Origin of the sequence: Pseudomonas sp. NFPP04, assembly GCF_900113815.1 — a bacterium.
GTDB lineage: Bacteria > Pseudomonadota > Gammaproteobacteria > Pseudomonadales > Pseudomonadaceae > Aquipseudomonas > Aquipseudomonas extremorientalis.
The window spans coordinates 192,818-217,960 of the sequence record NZ_FOQS01000002.1 but is presented as its reverse complement, the minus strand read 5'-3'; the positions used below and the strand labels follow the sequence as shown (position 1 = coordinate 217,960).

Annotated in this window: 17 protein-coding genes; 11 read left to right on the top strand and 6 right to left on the bottom strand. The window is 61.1% G+C overall.

Translation table 11 applies throughout. The features are described from left to right. Positions 1 to 192: 192 nt before the first annotated feature. Complete coding sequence (locus BM017_RS04820) at positions 193 to 1,482, bottom strand: MFS transporter (protein WP_071490824.1); 1,290 nt, start codon at positions 1,480 to 1,482, stop codon at positions 193 to 195. 458 nt (positions 1,483 to 1,940) lie between these two features. On the opposite strand from BM017_RS04820, the gene BM017_RS04815 reads away from it, so the two are divergent. Together BM017_RS04815 and BM017_RS04810 are read left to right on the top strand one after the other, a co-directional pair. Beyond that, positions 1,941 to 2,345 (top strand): acyl-CoA thioesterase, encoded by a 405-nt coding sequence (locus BM017_RS04815; protein WP_003176975.1) that lies wholly within the window; start codon positions 1,941 to 1,943, stop codon positions 2,343 to 2,345. A 58-nt stretch (positions 2,346 to 2,403) separates the two neighbouring features. Further along, positions 2,404 to 3,303, top strand: a complete 900-nt coding sequence (locus BM017_RS04810) for a D-hexose-6-phosphate mutarotase (RefSeq protein ID WP_092241609.1) — start codon at positions 2,404 to 2,406, stop codon at positions 3,301 to 3,303. 61 nt (positions 3,304 to 3,364) lie between these two features. On the opposite strand, the gene BM017_RS04805 is transcribed toward BM017_RS04810, so the two are convergent. The 4 genes from BM017_RS04805 to purE form a co-directional block, all read right to left on the bottom strand. Then, positions 3,365 to 3,901 (bottom strand): DUF3299 domain-containing protein, encoded by a 537-nt coding sequence (locus BM017_RS04805; RefSeq protein WP_092241607.1) that lies wholly within the window; start codon positions 3,899 to 3,901, stop codon positions 3,365 to 3,367. A gap of 78 nt (positions 3,902 to 3,979) precedes the next feature. Then, complete coding sequence (locus tag BM017_RS04800) at positions 3,980 to 4,225, bottom strand: GlsB/YeaQ/YmgE family stress response membrane protein (protein WP_058424295.1); 246 nt, start codon at positions 4,223 to 4,225, stop codon at positions 3,980 to 3,982. A 106-nt stretch (positions 4,226 to 4,331) separates the two neighbouring features. After that, the gene (locus BM017_RS04795) at positions 4,332 to 5,417 is read right to left on the bottom strand and encodes a 5-(carboxyamino)imidazole ribonucleotide synthase (protein WP_015886586.1); all 1,086 of its coding nucleotides are present in this window, start codon (positions 5,415 to 5,417) and stop codon (positions 4,332 to 4,334) included. Positions 5,418 to 5,428: 11 nt separating this feature from the next. Beyond that, on the bottom strand, positions 5,429 to 5,920 hold the full coding sequence (gene purE / locus BM017_RS04790) for a 5-(carboxyamino)imidazole ribonucleotide mutase (RefSeq protein WP_003176980.1): 492 nt from the start codon (positions 5,918 to 5,920) through the stop codon (positions 5,429 to 5,431). A gap of 380 nt (positions 5,921 to 6,300) precedes the next feature. Here purE and BM017_RS28770 point away from each other — a divergent pair, with 380 nt between their 5' ends. Next, complete coding sequence (locus BM017_RS28770; RefSeq protein WP_139212849.1) at positions 6,301 to 6,936, top strand: hypothetical protein; 636 nt, start codon at positions 6,301 to 6,303, stop codon at positions 6,934 to 6,936. A 56-nt stretch (positions 6,937 to 6,992) separates the two neighbouring features. Here the strand turns inward: BM017_RS28770 and BM017_RS04785 are convergent, their stop codons facing one another. Further along, complete coding sequence (locus BM017_RS04785; protein WP_092241605.1) at positions 6,993 to 7,904, bottom strand: LysR substrate-binding domain-containing protein; 912 nt, start codon at positions 7,902 to 7,904, stop codon at positions 6,993 to 6,995. Positions 7,905 to 8,086: 182 nt separating this feature from the next. Between BM017_RS04785 and aspA the strand changes: the two genes are divergently transcribed. The 8 genes from aspA to BM017_RS04745 all read left to right on the top strand — a co-directional run bounded on the left by aspA (position 8,087) and on the right by BM017_RS04745 (position 25,143). Then, positions 8,087 to 9,511, top strand: coding sequence for an aspartate ammonia-lyase (gene aspA / locus BM017_RS04780; RefSeq protein ID WP_092241603.1), 1,425 nt, complete (start codon positions 8,087 to 8,089; stop codon positions 9,509 to 9,511). A gap of 380 nt (positions 9,512 to 9,891) precedes the next feature. Continuing rightward, entirely contained in the window at positions 9,892 to 11,343 is a 1,452-nt protein-coding gene (locus BM017_RS04775) for an alanine/glycine:cation symporter family protein (protein ID WP_092241601.1), read from the top strand. A gap of 77 nt (positions 11,344 to 11,420) precedes the next feature. Then, positions 11,421 to 12,398, top strand: coding sequence for an asparaginase (locus tag BM017_RS04770; protein WP_071490831.1), 978 nt, complete (start codon positions 11,421 to 11,423; stop codon positions 12,396 to 12,398). Between the two features lie 51 nt (positions 12,399 to 12,449). Beyond that, positions 12,450 to 13,442, top strand: a complete 993-nt coding sequence (locus BM017_RS04765; RefSeq protein WP_092241599.1) for an AraC family transcriptional regulator — start codon at positions 12,450 to 12,452, stop codon at positions 13,440 to 13,442. A 131-nt stretch (positions 13,443 to 13,573) separates the two neighbouring features. After that, a complete protein-coding gene (locus tag BM017_RS04760; RefSeq protein WP_071490833.1) occupies positions 13,574 to 14,608 on the top strand; it encodes a histone deacetylase family protein in 1,035 nt (344 codons plus the stop codon). Next, positions 14,605 to 15,696: a polyamine ABC transporter substrate-binding protein gene (locus BM017_RS04755; protein ID WP_092241597.1), complete on the top strand. Its 1,092-nt coding sequence runs from the start codon at positions 14,605 to 14,607 to the stop codon at positions 15,694 to 15,696. The genes BM017_RS04760 and BM017_RS04755 overlap by 4 nt, the downstream gene beginning before the upstream one ends. A gap of 216 nt (positions 15,697 to 15,912) precedes the next feature. Next, positions 15,913 to 20,391, top strand: a complete 4,479-nt coding sequence (locus BM017_RS04750) for a hypothetical protein (RefSeq protein WP_371914599.1) — start codon at positions 15,913 to 15,915, stop codon at positions 20,389 to 20,391. 96 nt (positions 20,392 to 20,487) lie between these two features. Next, the gene (locus BM017_RS04745) at positions 20,488 to 25,143 is read left to right on the top strand and encodes a dermonecrotic toxin domain-containing protein (RefSeq protein ID WP_092241593.1); all 4,656 of its coding nucleotides are present in this window, start codon (positions 20,488 to 20,490) and stop codon (positions 25,141 to 25,143) included.

The following is a 25,143-nucleotide window of genomic DNA, read 5'->3' as shown; positions in this document are numbered from 1 at the left end:
TTGGATCGGGGCCAAGTATCGGGAGGCCGTGTGAACACTCTATGTCTGGAATGTGACAATTAGATGAAAGGCCACTATTCAACGACGCCACGAAAAGCGCGCAGGCACGAGGCCTGGGAGGGAGAGATTAAGGCTTGGAAATACGTTGAAACGTGATCGTTCCCAGGGCCGGGAACGATCATCATCCATGGCTCAGCGCGAACGCTTCCACAAATACCCACCCACCACCATCCCCATCACACACAGGGCGGCAACGTAGTAGGCCGGACCCAGCGGGCTTTCCTTCATCAGCAGCGATACCGCCAGCGGCGTCAGCCCGCCGAACACGGCGTAGGCCACGTTGTAAGAAAACGACAGGCCGCTGAAACGCACCACGGGCGGGAAGGCCTTGACCATCACGTAGGGCACCACGCCGATGGTGCCCACGAACAGACCGGTCAGGGTGTACAGCGGGAACAGCCAGTCAGGATGGTTGAAGAGGCTGTGATAGAGCGTCCAGGATGTGGCCAGCAACAGCGCACAACCGATCACCAGTACCCGGCCGGCACCGAAGCGATCAGCCAGGGCGCCGGAGGCGATGCAGCCCAGGCTCAGGGTGACGATCGCCAGGCTGTTGGCCTGTAATGCCACGGTCGGGCTGAAGTGATAGAGGGTCTGCAGCACGGTCGGGGTCATCAGGATCACCACCACCACGCCGGCCGACAGCAACCAGGTCAGCAACATCGACAAGACGATGGCGCCACGGTGGTCGCGCAGCACCGCGCGCAACGGCAACTCGGCGGCCAGTGCCTTGCGCTGCTGCATCTCGGCGAAGATCGGCGTTTCATGCAGCCAGCGGCGCAGGTACACCGACAACAGGCCGAACACACCGCCCAGCAGGAACGGGATACGCCAGGCGTAATCCGAGACTTGCTCCGGGCTGTAAATAGTATTGATGGCGGTGGCCACCAGCGATCCCAGCAGGATCCCGGCGGTCAGGCCGCTGGTCAGGGTGCCGCAGGCGTAACCGATATGCCGTGGCGGTACATGTTCGGAGACGAACACCCAGGCGCCGGGTACTTCGCCGCCAATGGCCGCGCCCTGGATGATGCGCATCAGCAGCAACAGGATCGGCGCCCACAGGCCGATCTGCGCGTAAGTTGGCAGCAGGCCCATGATCAGGGTGGGCACGGCCATCATGAAGATGCTCAGGGTGAACATCTTCTTGCGGCCCAGCAGGTCGCCGAAGTGCGCCATGATGATGCCGCCCAGGGGGCGCGCGAGGTAACCGGCGGCAAAGATGCCGAAGGTCTGCATCATGCGCAGCCATTCGGGCATGTCGACCGGGAAGAAGAGTTTTCCGACCACGGTGGCGAAAAACACGAAAATGATGAAGTCATAAAACTCCAACGCCCCGCCCAAGGCAGACAGCGACAGGGTTTTGTAGTCGTTGCGGGTCAGCGGGCGCGAAGGTTGCGCACTGCTTGCGGGCACGGAGGACATGGCAAGGCTTCTCTTATAGTAGTCGGGACGGCAAGCCCGGGACTTGCGGCAGGCATGGCAAGATAGCAAATCGCTCGCAAAAGCACAGCGGTGAGCGAATAACCGTTCAACCGCGCGAATTATTCCGCGTTCCTGAGCGTTATCTGCGCACAGAAGCACAGTTGCCGGAAAAAGCCGCAATACAGCCGCGAATTGCCGACCAAATGATCGCCCAGAGGTCGTCGTGGCGACAACGTGTCGATATACTCGGCCCTTGCAAGCGCAAGACCCCCAGTCTTGAGGGGCTGCTGTGCCAAACCGTCGTTGGAAGCCGTCCAGCCGATTTGGCAGAGCTTCCCTTTAGTACGCCTTACGAGAAACGCATCACGCGGAGTATGTTGGTGCTGAAACGTTTTTCCATAAGACGGCTATCCACTTGAAATACCCATGAAGCGTTACGGGTCAGAGGCACCCTTGGCATGATCGAACTCGAACAAGAAGATCCTATCCCGCAAGGCGATCTCGCCCTGCAAATCACCGCCCTGCCGCGTGAAACCAACGGTTTTGGCGACATTTTCGGCGGCTGGCTGGTCGCACAGATGGACCTGGCCGGCACCGCGATGGCAAGCAAGGTCGCGGGCGGGCGTGTAGCCACCGTGGCCATTGATCGCATGGCGTTCCTGGTGCCGGTCGCCGTGGGCGCGCAGCTCTCCTTCTATACCCAGGCCCTGGAAATCGGTCGCAGCTCGATCCAGATGATGGTCGAAGTGTGGAGCGACGACCCGCTGTCCAGCGAATGGCGCAAGGTGACCGAGGCGGTGTTCGTGTTCGTCGCCATCGATGGCAGTGGCCGCACGCGTTCGGTGCCGTCGCGCGCACGTTAAACCTCACCGGGTTTTGACGGTCAATTGCCCCATTGCCTGCCATGAAGAGTGCTTTGTTATGCCGACACCCCACGTTGAAACCGTGAAAATCGACGAGTTGGACTGCTGGCGCATCCGTCACAACGGCGCCGAACTGATGGTGGCCCGACAGGGCGCACATATCTTCAGTTACCAGCGCGACGGCGAGCAGCCGCTGATCTGGCCGAACCCCGAAGCGGTGTTCAAGCAGGGCAAAGGCATCCGCACCGGCGTGCCGGTATGTTGGCCGTGGTTTGGCGTGTTCGACCGTAACCCGCAGAGCGTCAAGGCGATGCGCCAAAGCGATCATCCGGCCGGCGCCCATGGTTTCGTGCGCACAGCGCTGTGGGAATTGGCCGCGAGCACGCTTGAAGGTGAGGCACTGCGGGTGGACTTGGTGCTGCCAGTCCCAACAGGCGGCTTTCCTGGCTGGCCCCACGAGGTCGATCTTAAACTGAGCCTGTTGCTGGACGATCAGTTGCACATCCACCTGACCAGCCATAACCGTGGCAACGATACCGTGACCCTCAGCCAGGCGCTGCACACCTATTTTGCGGTGAGCGACGTGCGCAAGGTGCACGTCGAGGGACTGGACGGAGCGGCGTATATCGATACCGCTGACAACTGGGCAACGAAGCAGCAAGCCGGGTTGCTGCATTTCACCGGCGAGACTGACCGTATCTACCTCGATACGCCTGCACAGCTGAGTATTGTCGATAAAGATTGGCAGCGCCGTATCCAGCTCACTGCCGAGGGCTCGACGTCAACGGTGATCTGGAACCCCTGGACCGAACGTGCCAAGGCGTTTGATGACATGGCTGACGATGGCTGGACGGGCATGTTGTGCATCGAGACAGCCAATGTGCTGGATGATGTGGTGAGTCTGGCACCCGGTGAAAGCCACACCTTGGGCGTGAGCATCAGCGCTGTCGCCCTGTAAGAACGCCAATCACAATGTGGGAGGGGGCTTGCCCCCTCCCACATTGGTTATATGTTGCCCTTTAAAGATCGGATTCCTTGACCACGCGTACTTTTCCGGCATCCAGCGCATACGCCGCATCCGCCAGATCGTTGTTCACCTTCTCCACCTTCAACGTGCCGGTGACCCACAGCGGCGTATAGATATCATCCAGCTTCAAGCCCTTGGGATAACGCACCAGCACCAACTGGTTAGGCGGTGGTGGCGGCACATGGATACATGCGCCCGGATACGGTACGAGGAAGAACAAGGTGCTGCGGCCCTTGGCGTCAGTCTCCAACGGCACCGGATAGCCGCCGATGCGGATGTCCTTGCCATTCATGGCCGCCACGGTCTTGGTTGAGTACATCACCGCCGGCAAGCCCTTGCTCTGCTTCAGGCCACCCTTGTCGGTGAATGTGCCTTGGGCTTCGGGGGAGTTGTGGTCGATCTCGGGCATGGCTTCGAGCGCTTTTTGATCCGACAACGGCATCAGGTCGAGCCAGTCGGTTTCCGGCAGTTCGCCGGCGTGCGCCAGGCCAGGGCCCAGCAGGAGGAGTATCAACAAAAGACGGCGCATGGAGAGGCTCGGCAAGTACAAGTGGCGAGCATTCTAGCCCTCCGCGCCTGCGCAGCGCAGAGGGCTTCGTCGCTTAGATCATTTCTTTTTCAGCAGGCCGTAGATCACCAGCAGCACGATGGCGCCAATCAGCGCGCCGAGGAAGCCAGCGCCCTGGCCTGCCTGGTAGATGCCCAGGGCCTGGCCACCGTAAGTGGCGACCAACGAACCTGCGATGCCCAGCAGGATGGTCATGATCCAGCCCATGCTGTCGTCGCCTGGTTTCAGGAAACGCGCGAGCAGGCCGACGATCAAGCCGATAAAAATGGTTCCGATGATACCCATGGCATTTCCCTCTGAATGTAGGTGAGCTATGCCAAAGCCTAGTCAGGCTTTGGCATCCTGCAATCAGAGGACGGCGGTCGCCGAATGGTTCCCGCCGATCCGTGGCTTATTGCTCGGCGATCAACGCTTCGACCTTGAGGATCTGCGCTTGCAGCGTTGCACGATCCTTGCAGCGCAGGTTGGCGTGGCCGACCTTGCGCCCGGCCTTGAAGGCCTTGCCATAGTGATGCAGATGGCAGTCGTCGATCGCGATGACTTTTTCCACGGGCGGCACCACACCAATGAAGTTGAGCATGGCGCTCTCACCGACCTTGGCCGTGGAACCCAACGGCAAGCCCGCCACCGCCCGCAGGTGGTTTTCGAACTGACTGCACTCGGCGCCTTCGGTGGTCCAGTGCCCGGAGTTGTGTACGCGCGGGGCGATTTCGTTGGCCTTGAGGCCACCGTCGACTTCAAAGAACTCGAACGCCATCACGCCGACGTAATCCAGCTGCTTGAGTACACGGCTGGAATAGTCTTCGGCCAGCGCTTGCAACGGGTGGTCGGTGCTGGCCACGGACAGCTTGAGGATGCCGCTGTCATGGGTGTTGTGCACCAATGGGTAGAAGCGGGTTTCGCCATCACGGGCACGCACGGCGATCAGCGAGACTTCACCGGTGAACGGCACGAAGCCTTCCAACAGGCAGGCGACGCTGCCCAGCTCGGCGAAGGTGCCGACCACATCGGCGGCGGTGCGCAGGACTTTCTGGCCCTTGCCGTCGTAACCCAGGGTGCGGGTTTTCAGCACGGCGGGCAGGCCGATGCTGGCGACGGCGGCATCCAGGTCCGCCTGGGACTGGATATCGGCGAAGGCCGGGGTCGGAATGCCCAGATCCTTGAACATGCTTTTCTCGAACCAGCGGTCACGGGCGATGCGCAGGGCTTCGGCGCTCGGGTATACCGGCACGAATTGCGACAGGAACGCCACGGTTTCAGCCGGAACGCTTTCGAACTCGAAGGTCACCAGGTCGACTTCGTCGGCCAGCTGGCGCAGGTGGTCCGGGTCGCTGTAGTCAGCGCGCAGGTGTTCGCCCAGGGCTGCCGCGCAGGCGTCCGGCGCCGGGTCCAGGAAAGCGAAGTTCATTCCCAGCGGGGTGCCCGCCAGGGCCAGCATGCGGCCCAGTTGGCCGCCACCGATTACACCGATTTTCATCGTCAACAACCTCAGGCGATGCGTGGGTCTGGATTGTCCAGCACGCTGTCTGTCTGCTCAGCACGGAATTTTTTCAGCACCGCATGGAATTGCGGGTGCTTGGCGCCCAGGATACTGGCGGACAGCAGGGCGGCGTTGATCGCGCCGGCCTTGCCGATCGCCAGGGTCGCCACCGGGATACCGGCCGGCATCTGCACGATGGACAACAGCGAATCCACGCCCGAGAGCATCGCCGACTGCACCGGCACGCCGAGCACCGGCAGGTGGGTCTTGGCCGCACACATGCCGGGCAGGTGCGCTGCACCGCCGGCACCGGCGATGATCACCTCGATGCCACGGGATTCTGCTTCATCGGCATACTGGAACAGCAAATCCGGAGTGCGGTGGGCGGAGACCACTTTCACTTCGTAGGGAATGCCGAGTTTTTCCAGCATATCGGCGGTGTGGCTAAGGGTGGACCAATCGGACTTGGAGCCCATGATCACGCCAACCAATGCACTCATCGTCGTGCCTCTTCTCTCTGGGCGCCCACAGGCGCGTCAAAAAACAACAAGCCACGCGGGAAATCCGGCGTGGCTTGGTGTACGAATTAAGGCCGGTTGGACCGGCCGAAGGCCGCGCAGTATACCGTAATAATCCAGATAAACAGCCCCTGGGATGACCATCTGTCCAGCGCATCGCCCAAGGCCACTTATTGACTCAGAAGTCAGCCGCTTTCTGTTCAATCCCATTAAAAGCGCCACACTGATAACTGCGCGAATTACAACACCTGACACAGTTTCCTACTGACTCTTCAGACAAGTTATCACTTCATGAAAGTGCATCGACTATACGCTCGTTCCTCGTCACTTAATCTTCGACACGACACACGGAGGATATATCTATGGGCACTCACTCCATCTTCAACTTCTATCGAATCGTTTCACAAGGCGCCTCAACAATAACGGAACATTCCGCGCGCCCCGCCAGACAACCGATTTATGTGAATGTGATTTTTCACAAAGACTTGGGTCATGTCACCGAACGGGAATTCGAGCAAACTCATTTGGCCTTGGCCAAAAAACACATTGAGGAAATTTCAGGACGGGAAGTTGTCATCAATGTGATCCGCGACCCCAAAATTCGAGACTTCGCCTACAAATCCGACAACGATGTCGAGCGTGGCCTTCACGAACACCTGAGCAGAAACGGGAACCCAGGTCGCGACCGCCAAGCGGGAAAACCCAAGATCGAGAAAACTTTATTTGTAACACCGAACACTTCAAGCTTCAGAGAACCTGCAAAGGCCGACCCCAGCCATACGTATGGAATAACTTCTTACAACAATCCTCGAGGCGCTGCGCACGCACTTGGGCTTCTGCTGGGCGCAACGCGTGAAGACGGGGCCATCACTTATAACGGTTGGTGGAATGATACGTTCATGAAATACAACGGCGAGTCCCTGCTGCGCGGCAATGACTTGAACTACTCCGACGCCAACAAACAAAACATTCGCAAATACCTTGATAAATTCGACTGAGCCACCGTCCCGATCAATTTCACCAGGTCACGATCGCTTTGGGTTTTATTCGCCGCTCACAGCGTTGCGCCGGCCACGCCACCTTCCAACTTGCGCCATAGCAACCGCACATTCGCCTTGCGTACCAAGGCACAGCGGTACAGCCGAATCTCCAGCGGCACATGCCATTGCGGCCCGCCGCAGACCACCAGCTCACCACGCGCCAGCTCGGCACGCACGCTCAACTGCGGCACCCAGGCAATGCCCAGGCCTTCCAGGGCCATGCTCTTGAGGCTGTCGGCCATGGCGGTTTCGTACACCGTGGTGAAGCGCAGCGCACGCTGGCGCAGCAGCAAATTCACCGAGCGACCGAGAAACGCGCCGGCGCTGTAGGCCAGCAACGGGACGCTGCCGTCGCCTTCCAGGTCGAACATCGGTTTGCCATCGGCATCGGCGGCACACACCGGGAGCATTTCGGTGTTGCCCAGGTGCAGCGACGGGAAGATTTCCGAATCCATCTGCATCGCGGCGTCGGGGTCGTAGAACGCCAGCATCAGGTCACAACCGCCTTCACGCAGGGCGTGCACAGCGTCGCCGACGTTGGTGGCTACCAGCCGCGTGGCGATGTTCAAGCCTTCGTTGCGCAGTTGCGCGATCCAGCGCGGGAAGAAGCCCAGGGCCAGGGAGTGCGCCGCAGCCACTTGCATGACCTCGCCCTGCCCGCCTTCCAGGTGATGCAAATGGCGCAGCACTTCACCGAGCTGCTCGACCACCGTGCGGGCAGTGACCAGGAACAACTGGCCCGCCGCCGTCAGCTCCACCGGCGTGCGCGAGCGGTTGACCAGGGTCAGACCCAGGGCCGCCTCCAGGCTGCGGATGCGTCGGCTGAACGCCGGCTGGGTGACGAAGCGCCGCTCCGCCGCCTGGGAAAAACTGCGGGTCGCCGCCAAGGCGCTGAAGTCTTCCAGCCATTTGCTCTCAAGGTTCATTGCTGCCTCCCGTGGGTACGCACCATTTTGGCACACACGCCCGCCATGATAACCGGGTCACACTCACATTATGCCGTTTGTGCATAGGCCAGTGCTTAACAGCATTGGCCCAAAAAGTTCTACAAGCCTAGCATTCGCAGCGTTCCGGCCAGTTCCGGGTCCATATCGAGATGATTTCCGTCATGTCCTCCGCTGCATCTTTCCGTACCGAAAAAGACCTGCTTGGCGTACTCGAAGTACCGGCTCAAGCGTATTACGGCATCCAGACCCTGCGAGCGGTGAACAACTTCCGCCTCTCGGGCGTTCCGATTTCGCATTACCCGAAATTGGTGGTCGGTCTGGCAATGGTCAAGCAAGCGGCGGCTGACGCCAACCGCGAGTTGGGCCAGCTCAGCGAAGCCAAGCACGCTGCCATCAGCGAAGCCTGTGCCCGTCTGATCCGCGGCGATTTCCACGAAGAGTTCGTGGTGGACATGATTCAAGGCGGCGCCGGCACTTCAACCAACATGAATGCCAACGAAGTCATCGCCAACATCGCGTTGGAGGCCATGGGCCACAAGAAGGGCGAGTACCAGTACCTGCACCCCAACAACGACGTGAACATGGCGCAGTCGACCAACGACGCCTACCCGACCGCGATCCGCTTGGGTCTGCTGCTGGGCCATGACGCGCTGCTGGCCAGCCTCGACAGCCTGATCCAGGCGTTCGCCGCCAAAGGCGTCGAATTCAGCCACGTACTGAAAATGGGCCGCACCCAACTGCAAGACGCCGTGCCGATGACCCTCGGCCAGGAATTCCGCGCCTTCGCCACCACCCTGGGTGAAGACCTGGCACGCCTGAAAACCCTGGCACCTGAGCTGCTGACCGAAGTAAACCTGGGCGGCACCGCCATCGGTACCGGCATCAACGCCGACCCGCGCTACCAGGCCCTGGCCGTACAGCGCCTGGCGGTAATCAGCGGCCAGCCGGTCGTGCCGGCTGCCGACCTGATCGAAGCCACCTCCGACATGGGCGCCTTCGTACTGTTCTCCGGCATGCTCAAGCGTACTGCGGTGAAGCTGTCGAAGATCTGCAACGACCTGCGCCTGCTGTCCAGCGGCCCACGCACCGGCATCAACGAGATCAACCTGCCGGCCCGCCAGCCGGGCAGCTCGATCATGCCCGGCAAGGTCAACCCGGTGATCCCGGAAGCCGTGAACCAGGTGGCGTTCCAGGTCATCGGTAACGATCTGGCCCTGACCATGGCGGCCGAAGGCGGCCAACTGCAACTGAACGTGATGGAGCCGCTGATCGCCTTCAAGATCTTCGACTCGATCCGCCTGCTGCAACGTGCCATGGACATGCTGCGCGAGCACTGCATCGTCGGCATCACCGCCAACGAAGCCCGCTGCCGCGAACTGGTGGAGCACTCCATCGGCCTGGTTACCGCGCTGAACCCGTACATCGGCTATGAAAACGCCACCCGCATCGCCCGTATCGCCCTTGAAAGCGGCCGCGGCGTGCTGGAACTGGTGCGCGAAGAAGGCTTGCTCGACGACGCCATGCTCGACGACATCCTGCGCCCCGAAAACATGATTGCCCCACGCTTGGTCCCGCTGAAGGCCTAAGCGTTTGTTGCACCGCTCACCAGGCTGAGGGACTAGACACCTCTCACCTTTTGAGGGCCTGAAGGCTCGTTCTTCAGGCCCTTTTTTTTGCCCCGAGGTTGTGAAATGAAGCCTATAAAAACGCCAATATCGCTCTGCAGGCCCACCGCCCAGCTGAAACCTTTAATCGCCCCGAGCAGACGGATCACGTTCGCCTAGGTATAGTGCCGCCCCTCTTCGCGTCAGAGATCGTCGGTAACGAGGTCCTGTGCAGCGCGAAACCGCATGAATAACAACACCCGCAAAAGGATTGGGGTCGAACGTCGTGCACTGCCTGGTGCTGAGCGATAGCGTCGAACCGTCCTGCGTTTGCCATTAGAAAAATCAGCGAGGAACACTCCATGCTCGAAGTCATCAACGACTTCCTCTCAGGGAAAGTACTGATCGTGCTCATTGTCGGGCTCGGCGGTTATTTCACGATTCGCTCGCGTTTCGTACAACTGCGTCACTTCTTCCACATGTTTTCGGTGTTTCGCGACAGCCTGAAAAACAGCTCCGACCAGCTCAGCTCCTTCCAGGCGCTGATGCTCAGCCTGGCCGGTCGCGTGGGTGCCGGTAACATTGCCGGTGTCGGTATTGCCGTGACACTGGGTGGCCCGGGCGCCGTGTTCTGGATGTGGGTCACCGCACTGGTGGGCATGTCGTCGAGCTTTATCGAGTGTTCCCTCGGCCAGTTGTACAAGCGCACCGACGCGGAAGGCACCTTCCGTGGCGGCCCGGCCTACTACATCCAGCACGGTTTGCAGAAGCGCTGGCTGGGCATGGTCATGGCGTTCCTGTTGCTGGTGACCTTCGGTTTTGCTTTCAACGGCTTGCAAGCCCACGCCGTGACCCACTCGCTGAACAACGCCTTTGGCCTGGACACCACCTACACCGGCCTGGCGCTGGCGGTACTGCTGGGCCTGGTGTTCATCGGCGGGATCAAGCGCATCGCCTCGATTGCCGACCTGCTGGTGCCGGTCAAGACCCTGGTCTACATCGCCGTGACTCTCTATGTAATCGTGCTGCAATTCGACCATGTGCCGGCCATGCTCGCGACCATCGTCAAGAGCGCCTTCGGCCTCGATCAGGCCTTCGGGGGCCTGGTGGGCAGCGCGATCATCATGGGTGTGAAGCGCGGCGTGTTCGCCAACGAAGCCGGCCTGGGCAGTGCGCCTAACGTGGCGGCGGTGGCGTCGGTCGAACACCCGATCGCCCAGGGCGTGGTGCAGGCGTTCAGCGTGTTCCTCGACACCTTCGTGATCTGCACCTGTACCGCGTTGCTGATCCTGCTCTCCGGCTTCTACACCCCGGGCTTCGAAGGCGACGGCATTGCCCTGACCCAGAACTCCCTGGCGGCGGTGGTGGGCGACTGGGGTCGCATGTTCATCTCGGTGGCCCTGGCGTTGTTCGTGTTCACCTCGATCATGTACAACTACTACCTGGGCGAGAGCAACCTGCGCTTCCTGGTAGGCAACAACCGCAAGGTGCTGATGGGCTACCGCGCCCTGGTGCTGGTGCTGATTTTCTGGGGTTCCATCGAGAACCTGAGCACCGTGTTCGCCTTCGCCGACATCACCATGACCCTGCTCGCGTTCGTCAACCTGTTCGCCCTGGCGTTCCTGTTCAAGATCGCCATGCGCATCCTCAACGACTACGACAACCAGCGCGCCGCAGGCATCAAGACCCCGGTATTCGATTCCAGCCAGTTCCCTGACCTGGACCTGGACCGCAAGGCCTGGCCAGCCAACCCGGTCAAGCCTGAGCCAGGCGCTCAAACTACCGCTGAACTGAACGCTCAAGCGCAACGCTGAGTGTAGAGAGATGACACGCCGCCCGGCCTTGGGCATGCTCTGGGCCCGGCGGCGTTTTTCGTTCAGGAGAGAATTCGATGTCCCCAGCTAACAACGTGATGGTGCTCTACACCGGTGGCACTATCGGCATGCAGGCCAGCGCCAACGGCCTGGCGCCCGCTTCAGGTTTTGAGGCGCGTATGCGCGAACAGCTTGCCGACGCGCAAGTGCCCGCCTGGCGCTTCCAGGAAATGTCGCCGCTGATCGACAGCGCCAACATGACCCCCGTCTACTGGCAGCGCCTGCACGCCGCCGTGGTTGAGGCGGTGGACGCCGGCTGCGACGCCGTACTGATCCTGCACGGCACTGACACGCTGGCCTACAGTGCCGCCGCCATGAGCTTCCAACTGCTCGGCCTGCCGGCGCCGGTGGTGTTCACCGGCTCCATGCTACCCGCCGGCGTGCCCGACAGCGATGCCTGGGAAAACGTCAGCGGTGCCTTGGCGGCGCTGGGCGAAGGCCTGGCGCCGGGCGTGCAGTTGTTCTTCCACGGTGCGCTGATGGCGCCGACCCGCTGCGCGAAAATCCGCAGTTTCGGTCGCCACCCGTTTGCTGCCCTGCAGCGCAATGGCGGCGTCGCCCAGGCCGAAATGATCCCGGCCGCCCTGCATTACCGTCAGCCCAAAGCCGTGGCTAACGTCGGTGTGCTGCCGCTGGTGCCGGGTATTGCCGCCGGACAACTGGATGCACTGATCGACAGCGGCATTCAGGCGTTGGTGCTGGAATGCTTCGGCAGCGGCACCGGGCCGAGCGACAACCCGGCGTTCCTGGCCAGCCTCCAACGCGCGCACGATCAAGACGTTGTGGTGGTGGCGATCACCCAATGCCATGAAGGCGGTGTGGAGCTGGATGTGTATGAAGCGGGCAGCCGTTTGCGCGGCGTCGGCGTGTTGTCCGGTGGCGGCATGACCCGCGAAGCGGTGTTCGGCAAGCTCAATGCACTGCTCGGTGCAGGGCTCGACACCGCCGAGGTTCGTCGCCTGGTGGAACTCGACCTGTGTGGCGAGCTGAGCTGACCGGCCTGTAACTTGCTTCCCTTCCAGCCATCCCCTGGCTGGAAGTCCCCTATGCTGCACTCCCACCTGACCACTCTCAACGCCGTGTCCCTGGTGCTTAACGCTTTCAAGGCCGAAGGCTTGCCGGCCCAGGAACTGCTGGCTGGCAGCGGCATCTGCGCGGCGGACTTGAGCCGCGCCGACACGCGCATCACCACCAACCAGGAGATGCGCGTGTGTGCCAATGCCGTGGCGCGGCGTCGGGATATCGGCCTGGAACTGGGCCGGCAGATGCATGTATCGGCCTATGGCATGCTCGGCTATGCCCTGCTCACCAGTGCCACCTTTGGTGACGCCTTGCGCCTGGCGCTGCACTACCCGGCGCTGTTGGGAACACTTTTCGAGCTGAGCCTGGAGGAAGATGGCCAGCGCGTCTGGTTCACCGCCCGTGATTATCGCGAAGACCCGACGCTTGAGATGTTCAATGTCGAATTGTGCCTGGCCTCGCTGAAGGTCATCTGCGACGACCTGCTGGGCCAGCCGCTGCCACTGCTCGCCGCACGCTTCGAGTACGGCGCCCCGGACTACTGCGCGCGTTATACCGAAAGCTTCCCTTGCCCGTTGCAGTTCCAGGCCAGCGCCAACGCGTTTGCCTTCGACCGGCACTGGCTCGAACAGCCACTGCCGCTGGCAGACACCGTCACCCACCACGCCATGGCCGAGCGCTGCCGCAAGCAGAACCTGGAGTTCACCGGGCGCCAGGCCTGGCTGGGCAGGATTCGCCAGTTGCTCACCGCGCAACTCAACGCCGCGCCGGGCCTGGAAGGCCTGGCCATGCAGATGAACTGCTCGGCGCGCACCCTGCGCCGGCATTTGCACGACCAGGGTTGCAGCTACCAGGAGCTGTTGGACGAGTTGCGCTTCGAGCGCGCCAAGCAACTGCTGGCGGAGGACCAGTGGCCGATCTACCGGATTGCGGAGGCCTTGGGGTTCAGCGAAACAGCGAGTTTCCGGCATGCATTTGTGCGCTGGAGCGGCGTAGCACCGAGCCAATTTCGAGCATGATGCGCCATTGAGGGGCGAATTACGGACAGACACTTTGGCCATATTCATCCCCTTTTGGCCGCTCCTGCCGTTCTCTTGAACCGCGCCCACCGCAAGACTGCATGCACCGACCCAGCCTGCGGAGAACAAGAATGCTGACGATCTACTCGGACGATCACCACCTGCACCACGGCCGCTGCGAATTGATGGACGGGCAACTGATGCCCTGCTTCGAAATGCCCTCGCGGGCCGACCATGTGCTGCAGCGGGTCAAGGACCGCGAATTGGGGCCAGTGCAGGCGCCATACGACTTTGGCCTGGCGCCTTTGCAGCGCATTCACAACCGCGACTACCTGGATTTCTTCAAAGGCGCCTGGGCGCGCTGGACCGAATACGGCGAGGACGGCGATCTGCTGCCCTACACCTGGCCCGCGCGCACCCTGCGCCGCGTGCTGCCCACCAGCCTGCACGGCCAATTGGGCTATTACAGTTTCGATGGCGGCGCGCCGATTACCGCCGGGACCTGGCAGGCGGCCTACTCGGCGGCGCAAGTGGCGCTCACCGCACAACAGGCGATCCAGCGCGGCGCCCACAGTGCGTTCGCGTTGTGCCGCCCACCGGGGCATCACGCCGCCAGCGACTTGATGGGCGGTTATTGCTACCTGAACAACGCCGCGATTGCCGCCCAGGCGTTTCTCGACCAGGGCCACCGCAAGGTCGCGATCCTCGATGTGGACTACCACCACGGCAACGGCACCCAGTCGATTTTCTACGACCGCCGCGATGTGCTGTTTACCTCGATCCACGGTCACCCGGAGGCCGAGTTTCCGTTTTTCCTGGGCTATGCCGATGAGAGGGGCGAAGGTGCCGGCGAAGGCTTCAACTTCAACTACCCGTTGCCCGCCGGCTCCGGCTGGGACACCTGGAGCGCAGCATTGGAGCAGGCCTGCCGGGAGATCGAACACTACGGCGCCGACATCCTCGTGGTCTCGCTGGGCGTGGACACCTTCAAGGATGACCCGATCTCCCAGTTCAAGCTCGACAGCCCGGACTACCTGACCATGGGCGCGCGCATCGCACGCCTGGGCAAGCCGACGCTGTTCGTGATGGAAGGCGGTTACGCGGTGGAAGAAATCGGCATCAACGCCGTCAATGTGCTCGAAGGTTTTGAGGGGGCCGCCCAATGAATATGCTCAAGTCGCTTATGCTCTGCGCCGCCGTGCTGAGCAGCACCGCACACGCCGAAGAAAAAACCCTGAAGGTCTATAACTGGTTCGACTACATCACGCCCAAGGCGCTGGAGGACTTCAAGGCGCAGAACCCGAAGATCAAGCTGGTCTACGACATCTTCGACACCAACGAAGCACTGGAGGCCAAGCTGCTCACCGGCAACTCCGGCTATGACGTGGTGGTGCCCTCCAACGTGTTCCTCGCCAAGCAGATCGAAGCCGGCGTGTTCCAGCCCCTGGACCGCAGCCAATTGCCCAACTGGAACCACCTCGACCCCAAGCTGATGAAGCTGATCGAAGCCAATGACCCCGGCAATAAATTCGCCGTGCCCTACATGTACGGCACCATCCTGATCGGCTTCAACCCGGCCAAGGTCAAGGCTGCGCTCGGCGACAACGCTGCGGTGGACAGCTGGGACCTGATTTTCAAGGAAGAGAACATCAGCAAGCTCAAGCAATGCGGCGTGGCCCTGCTCGACTCGCCTTCGGAGATCCTGCCGTTGGCCCTGCAGCACCTGGGCCTGGACCCCAACAGCAGCAACCCCAAGGACTACGTCAAGGCCGAGGCGCTGTTGATGAAGATCCGCCCGTACATCACCTATTTCCATTCGTCCAAGTACATGGCCGATATCGCCAACGGTGACATCTGCGTGGCCGTGGGTTATTCGGGCAGCTTCTCCCAGGCGGCCAACCGCGCCAAGGAGGCCAGGAACGGCGTAGTGGTGGATATGCGCCTGCCCAAGGAGGGCGCGCCGATCTGGTTCGACATGCTCGCCATTCCCAAGGGTGCGCAGAACCCACAGGACGCCTACACCTTTATCAACTACTTGCTGCAACCCCAGGTGATCGCACCTGTCAGCGACTTTGTCGGCTACCCCAACCCGAACAAGGATGCGACCGAACAGGTCGACCCGGCGATCCGCAACAACCCCAACCTGTACCCCACCGAGGCGGCGATGGCGGGGCTCTATACCCTGAAACCCCTGGGCCGTGATGCCGAACGTGCCAGGACCCGCGCCTGGACCAAGATCAAGTCCGGCACCTGATTGCCATAGATAAACACCGCCTTCCTGACGGCATGCTTCCTAGCATGGCAACACCCGGGGCTCAGCCTCGGGCGTCGCCCACCCATGCCTGTCAGGTCCCTTATGACATCAACCACAGCATCGCCTGCTTCGTCGTCAGCCTCCCGCTTCTACTCCACAGCCACTTTGATCACTCAGTTATCTGCCGGCCCTGCCTTTCGCGAGGTGGCGGCCGCATTGCTGCGACGCGAGCTCAAAATAAACTATCCCCATCTGGATATAGACCCCAATGTCACCGTGGTCGGTACGCCCGTCTGGGACATCGTCGGCGATAAGATCATCGCCAAGCCCCCTCGGTATCAGGCACTGTCCGACGTGCTGGCCAAACAGGCAGTACTCGGTGTACCGACGCTGTATGTCGAAGGGGAACACTTTCTCACCCAACTGCCTATCGCTGAACCGCCGGTGCACCTGCCCGTGCACATTGAAGACATCGCCAACACTATCAATTTGCTGGCACCGGTGATGATCATCGGGTTTCAGGAACAACAGGCCGATTACTGGAACTTGTCCAACGGCAATGCCGTCCCCCACTGGCATCAACTCTCCAGCGCCCTTCGCAGCTTCTGGAATGTGGACAAGGTGGAGGGCTGGACCCATGAAGACTGTGTCATGGCGCGCAGCCTGTACGTTGAACCGGACCCGGATCTGCGCAAGCGCAACGACCCTTATGCATCCCGGGCCTGCCTGGTGGATATCTTCCTGATCGACGACGCTGGCAAGGCCACCCACCTCAATGACAGCTTGATCGCGGTACTGGTCGGTAAACAGAACGGCCAGGAAGTTTTACTTACATACGCGCCGGGGCACGGCTATGACAAATTCAATTCCACCGAGGCACTGGGCAATGCCCTGGAGAATTATCTGCCGGACCGCGCCCTGGGCAAGAAAATCGATTGGCGCCTGTTCGAACCCAGCGGCAACTTTTTCGACCAACAAGCCTGCATCTTGATCTCCATTCAGATCGACGCCATCGGTGCACTGCACTTTACGGACACGATGCAAAGCCTGCCGGGGCCAATCACGGCACCTGCCGCCAAGGCTGTCAGCCAAAAGACACCCGGCCTGGACTGGTACAGGGAAGCCTTGCCGGAATGGCTCATCAAGGCCTCCAGTTCGGACCAGGATGCCTATGGCCGCCACCTGAAGGATCTGGCGGCGCTGCATAGCCTGAACGAAGGCCAGGCTTACGATGACGGCATTGCGCCGATCGAGCAGTACGCGCTCGAAGCGCTGAAACTGCAGATGAGCAAAGATCACGCAGAGGCCAGGGACCTGGCTTTGGAAAAGTTCGACATCGTGATCCAGAGTCCCGTCATCTGGGGCACCTTCACCGTGCCTGGACAAACCGTGACCACCACCTTCAGCCTGGCGCAACTGGCCCTGCAAAACCTGATCGCCCTGCCCCTGGGCAACAAAACCCTGCGCAGAAGCAATGGCGGCGCAATACCCAAGTGGCTCACTGTCAGCTACCTGGAAACCTTGATTACCGGCATTGATGTCGGCAACGCCTACCCCGCGCTGATCAAAAGCAAACTGCTGGATGACCCGACGGAATCGTGGCGACGCGAGCAGCTCTACACCAGCCATCTTCGCATTCAACTGCCGCTGCTGGCGCTGCACTGCAAACTCAACCGGATCGGCGGCATCGACGAACGGGGTTATCGCTATGTGAACGCCGTGATGCAAGACAACGCGACCGATCACAAAGTCGAAGGCAATACGATCGTCATCCGGCCGCTGGCCTTTGTAAGTCGGAACACCAGCGGCAAGCCGGACACGGTTGCGAACATGTTCGTGATCGGGCCCTCCCATATGCAGGCCGGGCCCTGCCTGCTCTACCGCCCCTTGCTCGAGGACCCCTTGAGCCAATACCCCTCGCCGGCCAATCTGATCTACGCGATCCAGCAATCCCCAAGCCTGCGCGAATCGGTGCTGGCCTGGCTGCCGGACAACGTGCGCACGGATTACGCCCGGTACGTGTTCCCAAGCTCCGTGCCGTCACCCTGGTCGGTGGTGGATTTCCTGGTGGACCCTGCCAAGGTGCTGAGCCTGAGCGGTCCGTTGCGGTTGGGCGAGGAAACCCTCGATGGCGACCGGCTAGCCGCCCTGTTCAAAGCCAATGCCAATGCGCTGGTCACGTTGGCCGACAGGCAGTCGGTCTCCAATGCCGATGCGCGCTGGGCCACTTTCGAGCGCACCGGCTGGCTGATCTTCAACGCCGCTTTGCCGTTCCTGGGGCGCACGGCCGGCGTTGCGGCGTGGATCTGGCAAATCATGGATCAACTGCAAGAAGTCGTCGACGCCGAAGAGGACCCCAAGCACCGGTTACGCTGGAATGCCATCACCGACTTGCTGCTCAACCTGGGCATGGCGATCACGTTGCACCGGGTAACTCGCCGCACCGAGGCGTTGCCTCCCCCTGCGAAGCGGCCGCTGATAGAGCCAACACTACCCGAAGAAAAACCATCGACCACCATTCGCAAGATCGCAGACGTCAATACCTCTGAAACCCCCGCAGACCGCTCCCAGCCGTTGCACACCAGCGGTGCATCCCACCGCAACCCTTCGCAACTGGGCGCGTTCCTGGACACCTACAAGGTCGAGAAACCCAGCAACCTGGGCGAACCGATCAGCGAGCAAGGCCCCAGCCAACACCTTTACAAGGTCGCGGACAAATATTTCGCCCCCGTGGGAAACCGCTGGTTCCAGGTGATCATTGATGAAAGCGACTATGTCGTGATTGTCGATGGGAAACAGCTGTCGCGCCTGGGCCCCTTGTTGATCGCCAACCGCCGAGGCAACTGGTTCGTCGATACCCGCCTGCGCTTGCGCGGCGGCGGGCCTACGTTGAAAGCCAGAAGGGCCAAGGCCTTGGCGCAAGAGCGCGCGAAACACTTGCGCACCCAGTTGAGCGAATTCGAAAAAACCAAAAAAGATGCACAGGCCGAGCTGCAAAAAGCCCACGCAGACATGACCAACGGGGCCGCCGAAACGGCCGATTCACGTCGGCAACGCTATCTGCAGACCCTGGTCGATCAACGCGAAAACTATGAATCGGCCCTGCAGCAACTCAAGCAGTTGAATATCTTCGCGCCCTCATCGGACTACGCGTCCAAGGCCATCACCTACCTCAAGGCACAGATCGAATTCACCCGCGCGGGTATTCGCGAGGCACTCACCCGCTTTGCCCCCATGATGCGCAGGGTGCTGGACCAACTTCAGAATCCAACCGATGAACGCCCCTTCGATGACGCACGCGAGATGATGGGCCTGACCCAGGACATGCTTGAGCGCCTGGACTACATGAACACGCGCTTCGACGAACTCCGGCTGTTGTCCAGGGAAGGCGTCACCTTGATCCGAGACACCAAGGGCACCTTGCCGCATTATCCTCGCGAATACCTCAAGGCCCTGCAGATCACCCTCGCCCGCCACTTGTGCCTGTCGCAAAACACACTGAGCACCGCCCCGCAGGCCTGGTCGACCATCGATGCGATTGTCGACGCCGCCGATATCGTCGTCCAATGCCTGAACGACACCTTGCAGGAGCGCAGTGAGTCGCGCCTTGATGAACGTATCGACACCTTGGGCAGCCTGGTCGGTCAGTTCCAGATGCTTGACGAACGCTTGAGTGATTTTGCCGAACGCTTTACCGAACATGTACAGACGGACCCGGTCAGGCAGCTGCACACGCACATCAGCGAGTTCAGCCAGCAGGCTTCACAGAATCTGGCACTGCTGATCGTCGAGAGAGATGCGTTCAGGTTGCGCCCCGCCCCGGCGCCCGTGAGGCCGCGCCCCCTGACCAAGTTCATCCGTACCCGCTACGATGGCATCCGCATCGGCGAAGCGCGGCTGTCGTCGGCCGGGCAGGAGACCGACCTGGTGGATATCCGCTCCCCGACTACAAACAGGATCATCGCCACTTATCACCAGAAAAGCCCGGGGGTCTGGGTCGAACGGCTGCCCACCTCTAAAAAACCGATGCCCACGCTCAGCACGTCCGTCGCCGTCAGCGAAGGCCAGGCCCTGCTGGACACACTGCCCGACTTCCATCGTCGTACCGAATTGCGTGCCAACCAGGAGGCACGTACACCAACGGGCATCGAATTTCTTTATCACCAGCAAGCCCAGCGCCTGGAACAGGCTGTCGAAGCCATTGACCGCGCCTTGACCCAAAGCAACATCACCGACGACGACACGCTCTCGGCCAGCACTGTCAACAAGGCGCTGACAGCAGCCATCGCCGAGCTGTACAACCGCAGTCGCAATCACGTGCGCAGGCTTTACAAGAAGTTGCCGCCGACCACCCAGAGTGTCGAGTGGCTGCTTGAGCATGATGAAATCACAATCCGGAAAACGGTCTCTCGACGCAGGCTCAAGGGCCCTCGCCCGGACTTTCTCGATGAATACAGCATCACCGAGCGCAGCTCTGGCAGCCCGCTGTGGTATGCGCACTTTCGCTACAGTGCCTCCTGGACAGCGGCAAAAAACTACATCGCCGCGCGGTTGAAAACAGTGGCCGAACAACGCCAGGGCCGGATCGCTGACACCACCACGGGCCTGAGCGAAACCCAGCGCATCGACTTCTACCTCAGCGAAATCAGCCTGGAGCAAGCCCGCCGGCTGTTTTTCGAGAAGCGCAGAACCTGAACCGCCCGGGTCGACCGTTAATTAACTACCATCCGCGACCTTCCTTCTGTCATTACCGTGCGCATTCGCCCGGGTCAACGACAGAAGGAGCCGAAAATGCCCACCCACGCGCACACCAACAACAACCACAACCTGAACGGGCGCCCCACCAACGCCTACGAACTGCTCACCCAACTGACCACCGGACCGTCCACCCGGGAAGTGGCGTCCGATATCTTGCGGTCGGCTCTGCGCGAGCAGTATCCGAGGCTTAACATCGACCCGGATTTGACGATGGTCGTCACGCCACGCTGGCGGGTACTCAAATCGGGCATCGTGCCCGTGCGGCCCCACGTGGAGTCCCTCACCTCGGCGCTGGCACGCCAGGTGCTGGCCTCCAACCCGGTGACCTACATCGAAGGCGAGCACTTTCTCACGCTAAACCCGGAGTCACCGAGCACCGTGCACCTGCCCGTGAAAATCGACGCCATTGCCCATTTGATCAATGAACTGGCCGGCCTGCTGTTCGTTGCGTCCCAGGAACATCAGCTTGACTACTGGAATGCGTCGAGCGGCAGCACATGGCCACGCTGGCAAATCTTTGCCTATACGTTGCGCAAAGCCTGGAACGTCAGCGTCCATGAGGATTGGGATGTCCTTGAGTGTGCTATGGCACGGGGCCTTTACCAGTTTCCGCGACGCGCCCAACGCGCCACCAGCGACCCCTATAACAGCCGTGCCTACCTGGTGGATACCAGCCTGTTACGCGATGGCCGCACCGTACATGTCGGCGTTCTGGACATGGCAGTGCTGGTCGGCGAGTACAACCAGCGCACAATGATCCTCGCTTACTCACTGGTCAGCGGTTACGAGCGCTTCGAAACCCTTGAGCAATTGGGCCAGGCGCTGCCGGCCAAGCTGATCCAACTGCAATCGGGAACCACCCTGCAGTGGCAGCTGTACGAGCCCGGCGACAATTTTTTCGACAGCCTGGCCTGTGCCCTGATCACCATGCAGATCGAAGCGATCGGCGAGGCGGAGTCATTGATGCCCGGCTCCATTACCCCGCCACCCGAGATGCCTGCGCCGCTCCTGCGGGTGTTCCCCGGTATCGAAAACCTGAGCGATCATGCGCTGTCCAACATCCGGCAGATACACCAGCAATTACCGGATTGGCTGACCGATGCCTCGGATCAGGACATCGCCTTTTACAGCCGCTACGTCATTGAATTGGCCCAGATCCATACGGCCAACCACGGCCGTTCGTTTCAGGACGATATCCCGCCCCTGCGCGACTACGCCCTGCAGCGACTGCAAGCGCACATCCGCACCCACAAAGAAGGCGCGGGCCTTGATCCTAGAAAAATCGAGGTGGTCATCGAGAGTCCGGTGATCTGGGGAACATTCGCCCTGCCCGGCCAGGTCGATGTCACCCGGCGCAACCTGATCGATCTGACGCTGGAAAACCTCACCGGCCTGCCGACAGGCCAAGCCACCGTGTTTTATGACGGCTCCCTGGCACCCGATTGGATGACGTTCAGCTACCTCAAGGACGTCATCGAAACACTCGACATCGGCGAGCACTACCCGGCACTGATCAAAAGTACATTGCTTGGCGATCCCATCAAGGCCAGGAACCGGGAGTTGCTGTACGCCAGTCATTTGCGGGTGCAACTGCCATTGTTGGCGCTGCACTTGAAGATCCAGCAACGGCAGGGCATTGACGAGTTGGGCTACCGCTACGTCGCCGCGGCGCTGCAAGTGCAACGCCAGGAACAGGAGGTCGACGGGCAGCAGATCGTGATACGCCCACTGGCGTTTGTTCCGACCTTGCGCAAGGGCACTCAGCGCGACGAGGTCGCCAACATGTTCGTGATCGGCCCGCTCAACGCCGCCAGTGGCCCCTGCTTGTTGTACCGACCGCTGCTGGAGCCGGTGTTGACCCAGTTTCCGTCCAGGCAAAATCTGCTGGATGCCATCAAGCAGGATCGAGCGCTGCGCGAATCCGTACTTGCCTGGCTACCCGACGACGTACGCTTCAACTACGAGCAATATGTGTTCCCCGATACCCTGCCGTCGCCGTGGGTCGTGGTGCGGGTGTGGGTTGAACCAGTGACGGCGGTGCATATGAGCGGGCCTATCGAACTGAGCGACGACAGCGTGGGCGGTGACGCGCTCGCAGCGCTGTTCCAGGCCAACGCCAGTGCCATGGTCACGCTGGCAGCCCGCCAGTCGGTTTCCAATACCCAGAAACGCTGGGCGACGTTTCGCCAGACCGGTTGGCGGATCTTCAACGCCACGTTGCCTTTTCTAGGCCCCACCGTGGGGGTTGCCGCCTGGATGTGGCAAATCATGGAAGACCTGGAACAGGTGCAGGAAAGTGTAGAGCCCTCAAGCGCCGCCGACGGCTGGAGCGCGCTCGTCGACCTGTGGTTCAACCTGGGCATGGCCCTGGCCTTGCATATAGGGATGCGCCATCCGGCCAAGGAGGCTGCGGCCAAGCCCCTCAAACCGGACCTTGAGCCACTACCCGAAAATCCCATCGACACCCTGCCCCATATCGTCCCCGAAACAACGGACCAACCGCTGCCCAAGCCCGCGCCCGTTGAAACCAGACAGTTGCAGGACCTGCCTGCCAGCGACCTCTACCCCCTGCATCAAAACACGTTGCACATCAGCGGCGCATTGAGCCGCGCACCTTCGAGCCTGGGAACCCGGCTGGACACCTTCAAGACCGAGAAACCCTCCACCTTGGGTGAGCAGAACAGAAAACCGGGGGCCTACCTGAACCTGTATCCCGATAAAGACCGGTGGTATGCACCGGTTGGTGAGCGTTGGTTCGAAGTCAACCTGGACGAAAATGATAACGTGGTCATCGTTGATCCCCTTGCGCCCGCGCGTACCGGCCCCTTGCTGGTAAGCAACCGCTCCGGGCAATGGTTTGTCGACACACGCCTGCGCCTGCGCGGGGGTGGCCTGCGTAATCGCCGGCGCACCGCTCAACAGCAGAAACCGTCACGCATCAGCGAGTTGAGGCAACACCTCAGCGAGTTCGATGCCAGGGAAAGCAGCGAGCAAGCGGCGCTTTCGGAGTCCCTCGCCGCCATCGGCTCGGAGCCGGGCCCCTCGACCGATTTGCGCCGCGAGGCGTATATCCGAGACGTCAACCGGCGGCTGGACGAATACGAAGAGCCCATCCGGCAGCTCCGGGCGTTGGGCATCATCGACACGGTTCCCCACTACCAGGTGGCGATGGCCGACTACTTGAACAAGCAGTTGCTGCTCACCCGATCTGCGGTGGAGGAGCGCTTGCGGCCCTATCGAGACACCTTGAACAGCACCATTGCGCTCCTGGACGAAGACTCCGCCACCTTGCCGGAGGACAAAGCCCGCCTCGCCGAGGAAATGTCCACGTTGAACCTGGAAATGATCAGTCGCCTGGAATATGTCGACTCGCGTTTCAAAGAACTGGAGAAGCTTGGCGTCGCGGGCGCACAGGTGATCCAGATGTCGTCGAAGGCCTTGCCCAGCCTGAGCCTGCACGACCTCAAGGCCTTACAGATCATGGTCTCGCGCTACCTGTGCATCAAGCGCGGTAACGCCCCGGAGCAGCTGCAGGCTCGCACGCGCCTGAACACCATCGTGACGAACGCCGACCTCGCCGTACAAAGCTACCTCGATACCCAACAGCCTGAAGCCGACAGCCCCTTGCCCGAACGTATCGAAGCACTCGACAGCCTGGTGGACCAATTCACGATCACCGATCAACGCCTGCGTGATTTGCACACCGACGCCAGCCATCAGGTACTCAGGGAGCCTCTCAACGAGCTGCTCAAGCTTGTCGACCAATTCAACCAGCTGGCGGTTCGCGACCTGGCCGTGTTGATAAGGGAACGCAGGGCGCTGGAACCCAAGCCAGGCCCTTCTCGCGCTGCGCCGCCGGCACGCCGCAAAATCATCAAGACACGCTTTCACGGGGTGATCGTGGGCGAACCGCGCGAGGCGGACCCGACATTGGTGGATGTCATAGCACCATTGACCGGCAATGTGATCGCCACCTTCCACGAAAAGTCGCCGACCGTCTGGGTCAAGCACATCGAGGAACGCTCCCGCCCCTCAACCTCCCGACCCGTCAACCTGGACACCAGCCTCAAGGAGGGCCAGTCCCTTCTCGACGGCGTGCCCACCGTGCTCAAACGGCTCGAGAAGTCAGGCAAACCCTGGCGCCTGCCGCTGGATGTCGAAGGGCTGTACCACTTGGAAGTGCCGCCCCTGGAGCGGGCCATCGAGCAGATCGAAGATGCACTCACCCAGCGCAACCTGACGGAAATCGACCACCCCCAGGCCGCAGAACTCAAGCGCAAGCTCAATGACGCGGTGCAGCAGTTCTATGCGCAAGGTAAAAGCACGCGTATCAGGATGATCAAGCAGCAGCCGCCTGTGGCCGATCGTGTGGAGTGGCTGTACAAGCAGGGCGAGATAACCGTGAGAAAAACCCTCACGCGCAAGCGCCTGAAACGCCGTAACGACTTTCTGGACGAATATGAAGTGCTCGATCACAAGACCCCTGCCGTGCTGTGGTACGCCCACTTTCACTATCCCTCGGCGCAAGCAGAGGTGAGGGACTTTGTCGCTGGCCACTTCAAGACCGTGGAACAACAAAAACTTGGCGGGGCCGTTCAGTACACCAGGCTGAACGATAAGCAGCAGATTGAAATTGAGCGAGCCGCCATCGGCCCCTCACTGGCCGCAGAGATGTTTTTCAACACTTGA